This is a genomic window from Micromonospora sp. NPDC093244 (assembly GCF_040683695.1).
In the GTDB taxonomy this organism is placed as follows: Bacteria; Actinomycetota; Actinomycetes; order Mycobacteriales; family Micromonosporaceae; genus Micromonospora.
In genome coordinates, this window is the sequence record NZ_JBFBEO010000011.1 from 59,957 (window position 1) to 71,842 (window position 11,886).

An 11,886-nucleotide genomic window follows, 5' to 3' on the forward strand; every position below is an offset into this window, starting at 1 on the left:
CGTGACGCGTGTGGCGTCAGCGAGGTCGCTGCCCTTGGTACGGCTCCTGGTTGCGGTCCCGCACGGATCGGCTGAGACACAGGTACGACGCGGCGGACGACAAGACGGCGCCGGCACCCGGCGCCCGGCGGGTGGCGTCGATGGTTGTGCGGTGCGACATGACGTGCTCCCCCCGTGTGTGCTCGGTCGGCCGTACTTCGCATGACGGTAGGTGGGGCAGGGGCTGTCCGCAAAGGATATTGCGTCAGCGCGCCTTGCCGTCGCCTGACCGCCTGACCGCCTGACCGCTTGGCCGTGGTGCGGCCTCGGCCGCCTTGTCCGGTCGGGGCGATCACTCTGGCGGCCTGTCGAGCTGCCCCGAATATGGGGCAGCGTTCCCACCTGGGGCAGCGTTCCCACCTGGGGCAGCGTTCCCACCTGGGGCAGCGTTCCCACCTGGGGCAGCGTTCCCACCTGGGGCAGCGTTCCCACCTGGGGCAGCGTTCCCACCTGGGCCAGCGGTCCCACCTGGGCCAGCGGTCCCACCGGGGCCAGCGGTCCCACCGGGGCCAGCGTTCCCACCGGGGCCAGCGTTCCCACCGGGGCCAGCGTTCCCACCGGGGGCAGCAGGAGAAACCGCCGCCAACAACGGCCCGCGACGGCCCCGGCACCGCTCATGGTCGGCTGGTCCCGGTGCTGCGGGCCGGGCTGGGCATGGCCGTGGTCGCGGTGTCGACGTGGGTTCTGCGGTGCCGACCGCACGCTCTCTTGCCTGCCCCGTTCGTGGGGCAGCTCTACAGGGCGCGGACCAGGGGGTGCGTCCCCGGCCGGCCGCCCAGCGGCGAGGCGGGGCTCAGGTGTCGTAGCAGCCGTCCCAGGGCGGGTCGAAACCCAGGTCGTCGGGAAGGAACTCGGCGTGGTCCGCGCCGTCGTACTCGTGGGACCAGTCGACCAGCCCGAAGACGTGCCCGTCGAGCAGGCGGGCCTCCGCCTGCGGTACCAGTCGTCTCCGGCTCAGGCACCGTCGGCGAGTGTCGCGGTGACGGAGCCGAAGAACTGGCCCGCGCAGCTACGACAGGGCCACCAGCCGGAAGGACTGCGCCGCGGTGCCGTTGCAGGTGTACTGGACGAGCTGGACGCCGTCCGCCGTGGACGCCGCGGGCACGTCCAGGCACTTGCCGCTGTTGCGGTTGACCAGCCGGTAGTACCCGCCGCCCTCGGATTCGGCCCGCCACTGCTGGTTGGTGCCGCCGCTGTACGACCAGAGCTGAATCGGCGCCGAGTCGGCGGTCGAGCGGTCGGTCACGTCGAGCACCTGGGCGCTGTTGGTGCGGTTGTTGACGCGCAGGTAGCCGCCGCTGGTCGACACGAACTGGTACTGCTGGGCGGCGCTGCCGTTGCAGGCGTACTGCTGGATGGCGGTGCCGTTCGCGCTACCGGCGGCCCGCGCGTCCACGCACTTGCCGCTGCCCCGGTTGACCACCGTGGGCCAGGCGGTCGGCGAAATGGGCCCGTCGCTCGGCGGGGGCGTGGTCGGGGGCACGGTGCTGGCGCCGGCGAGCCAGTGCAGCCCGTCGATCAGCAGCCGGTTCTGCTGCTCACTGTCGAACGTGGACGACAGCCCGGTGTTGGTGCTGTAGTTCATCGCGTTGTGGCCGAAGTTGGCGTACAGCATCTTGTACTGCCTGTTGCTCCAGACCAGCGGGTAGTAGCCGCCGTACCAGGACTGGTTGGGGTCGGTGCCGACCGGGAAGCTGGACGGGTCGACCGAGGCGAGGATGTCGATGTTCGGGTTCTGCCGCAGGTCGTTGCTCCAGGAGTACCACTCGCTGATCGACGACGGGAACGTCGCCGGGAGGTTGCGGGTGGCGGCGTGGGTGCGGTTGTCGGCGCGCATGGTGACCCGGGTCGGCCCCCAGGTGTTCGTCTGGAACGAGCCGGAGCCGAGGAAGGTGTTGTAGTACCAGCTCCAGCTCGACGGGTTGTCGGTCCAGGCGCTGACGTGGAAGCCCATCCACGCCCCGCCGTTGCGCATGTACTGCTCGAACGCCTGTCGCTGCGCGGCGGGCGGTGCGTCGTCGAGGAACATGACGACCTTTTACTGGGCCAGGTTGGCGGCGTTCAGCAGGCTCCAGTTGGTGGTCGACTCCCAGGAGAAGCCGTACTGGGCGGCGGCCTGCGGGAACCAGGCCCGGGCGTCCCTGTCGAAGTCGATGTGCGCGGCGTCCCAGGTGCCGTTGTAGAAGGCCAGGACCTTGAACGTCGGCGCGGCCCGCGCGCCGCGTGTCGCGGTGACCGCGACGCCGGCGGTCAGCGCGACGACGAGGGCGACGAACACCGCGAGGATCCGTCTGGTACGTGCCGGAAGTACTGCGCGTCAATCGCCGTCGACGTCGCCTGCCGGATCCTCTACTGGACCTGACCGTCGGGCGTCAGCCGACCGACGAGCGGGCGACCGGCGCGGCGAAGAACGTGTCCGGGTACGGCTCGTCACGCAGGCGGTAGTGCCACCACTCGCGGTCGTAGTTCACGAACCCGGCGTCGGTCATCAGCCTCCGCAGCAACAGGCGGTTCTCCCGGGGCGTGCCGGTGATGCGGGAGTCGGCGGTGTGCGCCCGGGGGTCGAAGCAGTCGAACCCCGTACCCATGTCGATGCTGTTGTCCTCGAAGCGCTGACCGCGCGGCGCGGTGCAGGCGACAAGCGGCTGCCCCGGCCGGTACGGGGGTTGGGTGGCGGCAGGCTCGTCGACAAGGGTCAGGTCGATGGTGCTGCCCCGGCTGTGGGCCGTCGGCGCTCCGACGTAGCCGTCGGCGAAGAGCCTGTCCTTGGCCACGTCCGGGTAGAACTCAGCCTTGGTCTGCTGCTCGCCGGGCCGCTTCGACCAGGCGACGAAGTCGTCCACGGCCGGCTGCGGACGGTAGCAGTCGTACACCTTGAGGCTGTGCCCGCCGGCCAGCGCGGCGTCCTGCGCGCGGTGCAACGCCTCGGCCGCCTGCCGGGTGAGCAGGCACAGTGGCTCGGTGTAGCCGGCGATCGGCCGGCCGACGAAGTTGTGCGCGGTGGCGTACCTGATGTCGGTCCGGATGCGCCTGTCGACGTCGGTCAGGACCACGAACCCGGGCAGCCGCTCGGCGGGCGTGGGCGTGGGCGTGGGGCTCGGACTCACCGCCGGGGTCGGCGGCGGCACGGCCGGCGCGGGGTGGGGCTCGGGCCGCGAGCAGCCGCCGAGCAGCGCGGCGAGCGCGAGCAGGACGCCGATGCGATGACGCACCAGTCCTGTCTATCAGCCCTGGTCAGGCGCCGCGCCTGATCAGCCGTCGAGCAGGTGCTCCCGCAGGAAGCGCAGCGCCGCCTCGTCGTCGTCGATGCCGCCACCCTCGTGACCGTTGTACCGCCACACCGACAGTTCGGTAGGCCCGGCGTGGGCGTTGACGGCCGCGTACACCGTCGACGGCGGCACGATGTCGTCCATCAACGCCACCGAGAACCGCGTCGGCCGGCGGCAGCGCCGCGCGAAGTTGACCCCGTCGACGTACGACAGGGTGGTCAGCACCCGCTCCTCGGCGTCGCGGTGGATGGCCAGGTAGTCGCGGATCTCCCGGTACGGGCGGGCGTCGGTGACCACCACGGCACGTGGGATGTCGCAGAGGAACGGTACGAACGCGACAACCGCCCGCAGGCCGGGGGCCAGCGCACCGGCCGCCAGGGCCAGACCGCCGCCCTGGCTGTGCCCGAGCACCGCCACCCGGGTCGGGTCGACCATCGGCAGGGTCCGGACGGCGTCCACCGCCCGCACGGCGTCGGTGATCAGCCGGCGGTAGTAGTAGGTGCGCGGGTCGCCGATGCCCCGGGTGGTCACCCCGGGCGCCTCCGGGCCGGCGGTGCCCGGGTCCGGGGTGTCGCCGCGGCTCCAGCCCGATCCCTGCCCCCGGGTGTCCATCTGCAGGTGCGCGTACCCGGCCGCCGCCCAGAGCAGGTTCTCCATCGGGTGCCCGCGTCCGCCGCCGTAGCCGGCGTACTGCACAACTGTCGGCAGCGCGGTCCCGGCCGCGCGCGGCACCCGCAGCCAGGCCCGGACCGGCTGGCCGGCAAAGCCCGCGAAGGTCACGTCGAGGACGTCGATGCCGGCCAGCCCGGTCTCCACCGGCTCGACCCGCACGGGCCAGCCGGCGTCGCGTGCCTCGGTGAGCGTCGCGGCCCAGAACTGGTCGAAGTCCCCCGGGTCCCGGACCGCGCTGCGGTAACCGCGCAACTGATCCTCGGGAAGGTCCGTGTACACGTGACGTCCTCTCGACGCTGCGTCGAACAGCCGCCCGGCGGCCCGGCGGAGCGAAAGGTGCCGAAAGACGTCCGGAAACCTTCCGCAACTCCGGGAACGCTAGAACCGACCTGGCATGTCGTCAACCCCCGCCGGTGAGGCAAGATGGCGCGAGGAACGGTGCACGCCGTTCCGGCACACACGGCGGCGACGGCTCTGCGGTCGCCTCCGGAGGCGGTGAAGGAGACGCGGGTGGGCGCGGACGACGGACGCAGGGTGACCATCACCGCGATCGCACGGGAGGCGGGCGTGTCGGTGCCGACCGTCTCGCGGGTGCTCAACGGACGCTCCGATGTGGCCCCCGACACCCGGGAACGGGTCGAGGAGCTGCTGCGCCACCACGGCTACCGACGGCGCAGCAGCCGCAGCGTCCGCCGCGCCGGCCTCGTCGACCTGGTCTTCAACGACCTGGACAGCCCCTGGGCCGTGGAAATCATCAGGGGTGTCGAGGACGTCGGGCACGGCGCCGGCGTCGGCACCGTGGTCTCCGCGATCCACAGGCAGCCGACCGCCGCCCGGCAGTGGTTGCAGAACCTGCGCACCCGGGCCACCGACGGCGTCATCTTCGTGACCTCGCACCTGAGCCCACCGCTGCACGCGCAGCTGCGTCGCCTCAACGTGCCGGTGGTGGTCGTCGACCCGGCCGGCGTACCCGCCATGGACGTGCCGACGATCGGCGCCACGAACTGGTCCGGCGGGCTCGCCGCGACCGAGCACCTGCTGTCGATCGGGCACCGGCGCATCGGGTTCGTGGCCGGGCCGACGCACCTGTTGTGCAGCCGGGCCCGCCTCGACGGGTACCGGGCCGGGCTGGAGGCGGCGGGCATCCCGATCGACGACAAGCTGATCTACCCGGGTGACTTCTACCACGCCTCCGGGTTCTCCGGCGGAACCGCGCTGCTGGACCTCGCCGACCCGCCGACCGGCATCTTCGCGGCGAGCGACCAGATGGCCTTCGGCGTCTACGAGGCCATCCGGCGGCGCGGGCTGCGGGTCCCCGACGACGTCAGCGTGGTCGGCTTCGACGACCTGCCGGAGGCGCGCTGGGCGTCCCCGCCGCTGACCACTGTGCGCCAACCGCTTGTCGAGATGGGCCGGCTGGCGGCACGGACGGTGCTGCGGCTGTCCCAGGGCGAGGGTATCGACTCGCCCCGGGTCGAGCTGGCCACCGAGCTGGTCGTACGGGACAGCACCGCCGCGCCGCCGACCGGGTCGCCCGCCTCGGCGTGACGGCTGGAACCACCTCGGACGCTGGTCACGCCGTTACCGATCGGCTGCCGAAAATTCCGCCGGCCGGCGGAGCTGTGGATCACCGATGGCGCGGTGAGCGGCCCGAGCCGCCCACCGCGCCTGTCGCTCAGTGGTGGTGGTGCGAGCGGACCGCCCGGCGGATGTCCACCGGCAACGCCGGCGCCCCGTCGACCGGGGCCGGGTCCTCGGCCGTCGGCGCCACTCCCCCGGCGGCGATCCGGTCCAGCGTGGCAAGCCCGGCCGCGTCGACCTCGCCGAAGATCGTGTAGTTCGGTCGCAGCGCCGAGTTGGCGTACACCAGGAAGAACTGGCTGCCGTTGGTGTCCGGACCGGCGTTGGCCATGGCCAGCACGCCCCGGGCGTAGACCCGACGTTCCCCGGTGGGGTCGGTCGGCGCCGGCGGCAGGTCGGTAGGCAGTTCGTCGCGGTACCTGTAGCCCGGGCCGCCCTCGCCCGTACCGGACGGGTCGCCGCACTGCAGGACGCTGAGCGTCGGGTACGCGGTGAGCCGGTGACACGGGGTCCGGTCGTAGAAGCGCTTGCCCACCAGGTGCAGGAAGCTCTGCACGGTGCACGGGGCGGCCGCCCGGTCCAGGGTCAACCCGATCGGCCCGTGGTTGGTCACCAGTGTCACCCGGACGCTGCCCCGGGCCGGCGTACGCCGCGGGTCCGGCGGCAGCGGCACCGGACGGGCCGCCGGCTCGTCGGGCGTCTCGGTGTACGCGCACGGCCCGTGGGTGGTGCGCGGCGGACGGGTGGCGGCATCGGTGGCGGACGCGGTCGCCGTGTCGGCGGGTGTGGCGGCGGACGCCATGGGCGCCGCCACGGCGACGCCGGCGACCAGCGTTCCGGCGAGCAGCGTCATCCCCGCGAGGCGGGTCAGCGCGCGCGCCGGCCGGCGGGGTGCCGTCGCCCCGGGGCGCGGTTCGAGTTCACTCGGCACAGGGATCCTCCTGGACTCGTGGTGCCAGAAAGACCGGAGTCTATGGACGTCGTGGCCTGTTGTCGATGCGTCAGGGCAGCCGACGGCGCCGGCGCCACAGCAGGCCGCCCAGCAGCACCAGCACCCCGGCGCCGCTGATCACGGTCACCGACCACAGCCACCCCGAGCCGGAGTGCGCCGGTCCGCTCGCCGCCGCCGGCCGCGGTCCGCCCGGCGCCGCCAACGCCGGCGCCGCCGACGGGGTGGCGGTCAACTCCCCCGGCTCGACGAGTCGACCGACGCTCGCGTCGCGGGGCACCGTGAAACCCCAGTCCAGCAGCGAGGCGCCCTGCTCCCAGCCGCGTTTCGGCGCCGACTCGGCACCCAGCAGGGTCACCACCAGCCGCCGGCCACCCCGTTCGGCCGCGCCGACGTACGTGTGCCGGGCCAGATCCGTGAAGCCCGTCTTGCCGCCGAGCGCGCCCGGGTACCGGTAGATGAGCTGGTTCTCGTTCTGGATCAGGAAACCCTTGGTCCGCTGCGCCGGCTGGGCGGGGATCGGGGCCTGTTCGGTGAGCGCGTACCGCCGGAACGCCGGCTGGGCGAAGCAGGCCCGGGCGATCAGCGCCAGGTCGTACGCGCTTGTGAACTGCCCGTTGCCGTCGAGCCCGGACGGGGTGACGGCGTGCGTCTGGAGCGCGCCGAGCCGGTGCGCCTCGTCGTTCATGGCGCGTACGCCGTCGGCCGCGCGGTCCGTTCCGCTGCCCAGCCGGGCCAGCGCGTTCGCGGCCTCGTTGCCGGAGTTGAGCAGCAGACCGAGCCAGATGGTCTCGATGGCGTACCGGCCACCCTCGACGAGGCCGACAGCGGAGGAGCCGGGCTCGATGTTCATGTCCTCGTCGGTGACGGTGACCGTCTGCTTCGGATCCAGGCGGGGCATCATCGTGGCGGCCAGCAGGAGCTTCTGCACACTGGCCGGGGTGCCGTACTCGTGCGGGCCGCACCCGCCGAGCACCTGCCCGGTGTCCAGGTCGGCGACCAGCCAGGAGGTGGCGCTGACCGCCGGTGGCGTACCGGTGCCGGCCGGCACGACCAGCCCGTCGGTGGCCAGCCCCGCACCGCCGACCGTCCGCTGCGCGGGCACGGCGGGCGGGGGCGAGGGTCGGGGCGGCCGGGACATCGCGGGCGCCGCCGCCCGTGGGCACCGCACGGTCGCGGTGGCACCCGGGGCCGCGGCGGCCGGCGCGGGAGCGAGCAGGACGGCGGACGTGGCGGCCGCCAGCAGCGCAGCTCTCATGAGCCCGACCCTAGTCAACAAGATCGCCCGGCGGGACGGGTTGGGCTCGTTGCCGCAGGTAGTCGTGCAGCGCGGCGCTCCCCCGCAGGCGGCGCAGGCTGCGCGCGTGCAGGTCCTGTTCACGGCGGGCCAGCTCGGCGCGGACCCGTTGGGCGCTGCCGGTGGTGCGCAACTCCCCCAGTACCGCCTCGATGATCTCGAACGGGTACGCGCCCCGGCGCAGGAGCGCGACGACCTGCGCGGCGCGCAGCTCGGCCTCGTCGTACACCCGGTAGTTGGTGCCCGGCGCGCGGGTCGGGCGCAGCAGGTCGCGCGCCTCCCACAGCCGCAGCTGGGAGGTCCGGACCCCGACCAGGGCGGCGACCTCGCCGATCCGGACGCCCCGGCGCGGCGCCGGCCGCGCCGCCGGGGCGGCGGCCAGCACGGTCTCGAACGCGCCGAGCACCCGGCGGATGTCGGCCCGCTCCCGGTCCAGTTCGGCGTGGCCGCCGTCGAGCACCGCCAGGGCCGCCGGCAGGTCACCCCTGTGCACCGCCGCCATGATCTCCCGGGTACGACCCCAGCCGTGCCCCTCGGCGAGCCGCCGCGCCACGGTCAACGCGCGGGAGTGCTCGCTCGTGAAGATCCGGTAGCCGCTCGGGGTGCGCCGCACCGGCGGCAGCACTCCCTGCTCGACGTAGTTGCGCACCTGCTGCACCGAGATCCCGACGGTGGCGGCCAGGTCCACGGCGCGCAGGCGGTCCTTCGGCCCGACGTCCACGCCGGCAACAGTAGTGGTTGACACGTGATTTGAGACTTCTCCACCCTTTCCACCGTTGGGCACGCGGCAGCTGTCGTCAAAGCCTCTACATGGGGATGAATGAGACAATTTAATCCGTCAGATGCTCGGCGGGGACCGCCCCGCCACGATCTCTGAAGGGTCCGCATGTCGAAGCCAGCCTGGTCCGCCGCCGACAGCCACGACATGATCGAGGTACGCGGGGCGCGGGAGAACAACCTCGCCAACGTCTCGGTCGACATCCCCAAGCGCCGGTTGACCGTCTTCACAGGTGTCTCCGGCTCCGGCAAGTCGTCGCTGGTGTTCGGCACCATCGCCGCCGAGTCCCAGCGCATGATCAACGAGACCTACAGCGCGTTCCTCCAGTCGTTCATGCCGAACCTCAACCGCCCGGACGTCGACTCGCTGCGCAACCTCAGCGCCGCCATCGTCGTCGACCAGGAACGGATGGGCGTCAACTCCCGCTCCACCGTCGGCACCGCCACCGACGCGTACGCCATGCTGCGGATCCTCTTCAGCCGGCTCGGCCAGCCGCAGATCGGCGGGGCGGGGGCGTTCAGCTTCAACCTCCCCGAGGGCATGTGCCCGACCTGCGAAGGGCTGGGACGTGTCTCGGACCTCGACGTCAACGAGCTTGTCGACGTCGAGCGCTCCCTCAACGACGGCGCGATCACCGTTCCCAACTTCGCCGTCGACTCCTGGTACTGGCAGACCATCGTCGGCTCCGGCCTGTTCGACCCGGACGTCAAACTCCAGGACTACACCCCGGCACAGTGGGAGGACTTCCTCCACAAACCCGCCACGAAGATCAAGGTGGGCGGCAACAGCTGGACGTACGAGGGCCTGGCCGTCAAGGTCAAGCGGCTCTACCTGACCAAGGACCGCGAGTCGATGCAGGCGCACATCCGCGCCTTCGTCGACCGTGCGGTCACCTTCACCACCTGCGCCGACTGCTCCGGCACCCGCCTCAACGCGGCGGCCCTGTCCTCCCGGATCGCCGGACGCACCATCGCGGACTGCTCCGCCATGCAGATCAGCGACCTGGCCGCGTTCGTACGCGGCGTCGACGACCCGGGCGTCGCGCCGCTGATCGCCAACCTGCGGGACCTGCTCGACTCCCTCGTCGAGATCGGGCTGGGCTACCTCAGCCTGGACCGCGAGTCGGCCACCCTGTCCGGCGGTGAGGCGCAGCGGGTGAAGATGGTCAGGCACCTCGGGTCCAGCCTCTCCGACGTCACGTACGTCTTCGACGAACCCACCGTCGGCCTGCACCCGCACGACATCGCCCGGATGAACGACCTGCTGCTGCGGCTGCGCGACAAGGGCAACACCGTCCTGGTGGTCGAACACAAGCCGGAGACCATCGCCATCGCCGACCACGTGGTCGACCTCGGGCCCGGCGCCGGCACCAACGGCGGACGGATCTGCTTCACCGGCGACGTGCCAGGGCTGCGCCGCTCCGACACGCTCACCGGCCGGCACCTCGACCACCGGGTGACCCTGCGCGCCGCCGTACGCCCACCCACCGGGCAGCTCTCCATCAGGCACGCCGACCTGCACAACCTGCGCGACGTGGACGTCGACATCCCGCTCGGCGTGCTCACCGTCGTCACAGGTGTCGCCGGCTCCGGCAAGAGTTCCCTGATCCACGGATCGCTGCGCCGCCGATCCGGTGTGGTGATCGTCGACCAGTCCCCCATCCGCGGATCGCGGCGCAGCAACCCGGCCACCTACAGCGGACTGCTCGACCCGATCCGTACCGCCTTCGCCAAGGCCAACGGCGTCAAGGCGGCACTGTTCAGCGCCAACTCCGAGGGCGCCTGCCCGGCCTGCAAGGGCATCGGGCTCATCTACACCGACCTGGCCATGATGGCCGGCGTGGCAAGCGTCTGCGAACGCTGCGAGGGACGACGCTTCACCGACCAGGTGCTCACGTACACGCTGCGCGGCAGGAACATCAGCGAGGTGCTCGCCATGTCGGTCACCGAGGCGTACGACTTCTTCCCGCACCTCATCCTCGGACGGCTGGTCGACGTCGGGTTGGGCTACCTCAGCCTCGGCCAACCCCTGACCACCCTGTCCGGCGGGGAACGGCAACGACTCAAACTCGCCATCCACCTCGGCGAGAAGACCAGCACGTACGTCCTCGACGAGCCCACCACAGGCCTGCACCTGGCCGACGTCGACCAACTCCTGGCCCTGCTCGACCGCATGGTCGACGCCGGCAACACGGTCATCGTCATCGAGCACCACCAGGCGGTCATGGCACACGCGGACTGGCTCATCGACCTCGGCCCCGGCGCGGGGCACGACGGCGGGCGGGTCGTCTTCACCGGCACGCCTGCCGAGCTGGTCGCGCACGGAGACACCCTCACCGCGACCCACCTGCGCGAGTACGTCAACGAGCCAGCGCGGATCAGCCAAGGCTGACGGCGCCGGTTGGCGTCCGCCGGCACGCGGGGGCGCGGGCGGGCGGCGCGGGCCGTGGGCGGCGCGGGCCGTGGACGGCGCGGGCCGTGGACGGCGCGGACCGGACGTGGGCGCCACGCGGGCGGCGGGGGTCAGATGACGCGCGGGCGGCGGGGGTCAAGTGACACGGCGGAGCCAGCGTCGCTGCCAGGGGGTCTCCACGGCCTTCGGGTGGTAGCCCGTGCGGACCCACGGCACCGCCCGCTCGGCTGGCAGGCCGTCGAGGATCGCCAGCGCGGCCAACGCCGTTCCCGTCCGGCCCACTCCACCTCGGCAGGCCACTTCGACGCGTTCGCCGCCGTGTGCCCGGCGCAGGGCCTCCCGCAGGGCGTCGAGCGCATCGGCCCGGTCCAGCGGAACCCAGAAGTCGGGCCACCGGATCCGCCGGTGCGCCCACGCCGGCTCCGGGCCGGGGGCCAACAACAGGGCGAAGTCGGCAGGCGAGGCCTCCGTCGCGATGCGGCGTCCGCGCACGCTCGCGCCACTCGGCAGTACGACGACACCCGACTGCCCGGACCAGGGCTGAACGACAGACACCCGAGCATTGTGCCGCGCCGGCCCGACGGCAGGTACGGACAGCGCCGCCCCCCGGCCCGGGTGGGTCGGGGGCGGCGCTGGTGTCGGTGTGCAGGTCGCCTCGCGGCGAGTGGCGCGACGCGGCTCCAGCCGAACGGTGTTCCGCGACGGCAATATTAGGTGAGGCCCGGGGACACTGAGTCACACCGACACCGATCCACAACCCGCCAGCCCCGCCCGATGTTCCCGCCTCCAAAAAGATCTTGGACAGTTTCCGTTCACGGCTGACGGGACCTGTCCACGATCTCGGCTGGACATGCCGATGGCCGGCACCCCGTGTGTGGGGGTGCCGGCC

The 11,886-nt window shown here is 72.4% G+C and carries 10 protein-coding genes; 2 read left to right on the forward strand and 8 right to left on the reverse strand.

All coding sequences use genetic code 11. From position 1 onward, the window contains the following. Positions 1-1,048: 1,048 nt before the first annotated feature. The 4 genes from AB0N27_RS29460 to AB0N27_RS29475 form a co-directional block, all read right to left on the reverse strand. The gene (locus AB0N27_RS29460; RefSeq protein ID WP_364376889.1) at positions 1,049-2,068 is read right to left on the reverse strand and encodes an RICIN domain-containing protein; all 1,020 of its coding nucleotides are present in this window, start codon (positions 2,066-2,068) and stop codon (positions 1,049-1,051) included. Positions 2,069-2,077: 9 nt separating this feature from the next. Beyond that, complete coding sequence (locus AB0N27_RS29465; RefSeq protein WP_364376892.1) at positions 2,078-2,317, reverse strand: hypothetical protein; 240 nt, start codon at positions 2,315-2,317, stop codon at positions 2,078-2,080. Between the two features lie 94 nt (positions 2,318-2,411). Then, complete coding sequence (locus AB0N27_RS29470) at positions 2,412-3,251, reverse strand: M15 family metallopeptidase (RefSeq protein ID WP_364376895.1); 840 nt, start codon at positions 3,249-3,251, stop codon at positions 2,412-2,414. Between the two features lie 39 nt (positions 3,252-3,290). Then, positions 3,291-4,259, reverse strand: coding sequence for an acetylxylan esterase (locus AB0N27_RS29475; RefSeq protein ID WP_364376898.1), 969 nt, complete (start codon positions 4,257-4,259; stop codon positions 3,291-3,293). Between the two features lie 231 nt (positions 4,260-4,490). Between AB0N27_RS29475 and AB0N27_RS29480 the strand changes: the two genes are divergently transcribed. Next, on the forward strand, positions 4,491-5,528 hold the full coding sequence (locus tag AB0N27_RS29480; RefSeq protein ID WP_364376901.1) for a LacI family DNA-binding transcriptional regulator: 1,038 nt from the start codon (positions 4,491-4,493) through the stop codon (positions 5,526-5,528). 127 nt (positions 5,529-5,655) lie between these two features. On the opposite strand, the gene AB0N27_RS29485 is transcribed toward AB0N27_RS29480, so the two are convergent. From AB0N27_RS29485 to AB0N27_RS29495, 3 genes are all read right to left on the reverse strand, one after another. Then, positions 5,656-6,492: a peptidylprolyl isomerase gene (locus tag AB0N27_RS29485; RefSeq protein WP_364376904.1), complete on the reverse strand. Its 837-nt coding sequence runs from the start codon at positions 6,490-6,492 to the stop codon at positions 5,656-5,658. Between the two features lie 70 nt (positions 6,493-6,562). Further along, positions 6,563-7,768: a D-alanyl-D-alanine carboxypeptidase gene (locus AB0N27_RS29490; RefSeq protein WP_364376907.1), complete on the reverse strand. Its 1,206-nt coding sequence runs from the start codon at positions 7,766-7,768 to the stop codon at positions 6,563-6,565. A 10-nt stretch (positions 7,769-7,778) separates the two neighbouring features. Then, positions 7,779-8,528: a MerR family transcriptional regulator gene (locus AB0N27_RS29495; protein WP_364376910.1), complete on the reverse strand. Its 750-nt coding sequence runs from the start codon at positions 8,526-8,528 to the stop codon at positions 7,779-7,781. Between the two features lie 165 nt (positions 8,529-8,693). Between AB0N27_RS29495 and AB0N27_RS29500 the strand changes: the two genes are divergently transcribed. Further along, complete coding sequence (locus AB0N27_RS29500) at positions 8,694-10,976, forward strand: excinuclease ABC subunit UvrA (RefSeq protein WP_364376913.1); 2,283 nt, start codon at positions 8,694-8,696, stop codon at positions 10,974-10,976. Positions 10,977-11,132: 156 nt separating this feature from the next. Here the strand turns inward: AB0N27_RS29500 and AB0N27_RS29505 are convergent, their stop codons facing one another. Then, positions 11,133-11,552: a protein-tyrosine phosphatase family protein gene (locus tag AB0N27_RS29505; protein WP_364376916.1), complete on the reverse strand. Its 420-nt coding sequence runs from the start codon at positions 11,550-11,552 to the stop codon at positions 11,133-11,135. Positions 11,553-11,886: the final 334 nt, after the last annotated feature.

Coding starts and splice junctions, on each gene's coding strand:
- AB0N27_RS29500 (WP_364376913.1), top strand. CDS start 8,694: ATGTCGAAGCCAGCCTGGTCCGCCGCCGACAGCCACGACATGATCGAG.
- AB0N27_RS29460 (WP_364376889.1), bottom strand. CDS start 2,068: ATGTTCCTCGACGACGCACCGCCCGCCGCGCAGCGACAGGCGTTCGAG.
- AB0N27_RS29490 (WP_364376907.1), bottom strand. CDS start 7,768: ATGAGAGCTGCGCTGCTGGCGGCCGCCACGTCCGCCGTCCTGCTCGCT.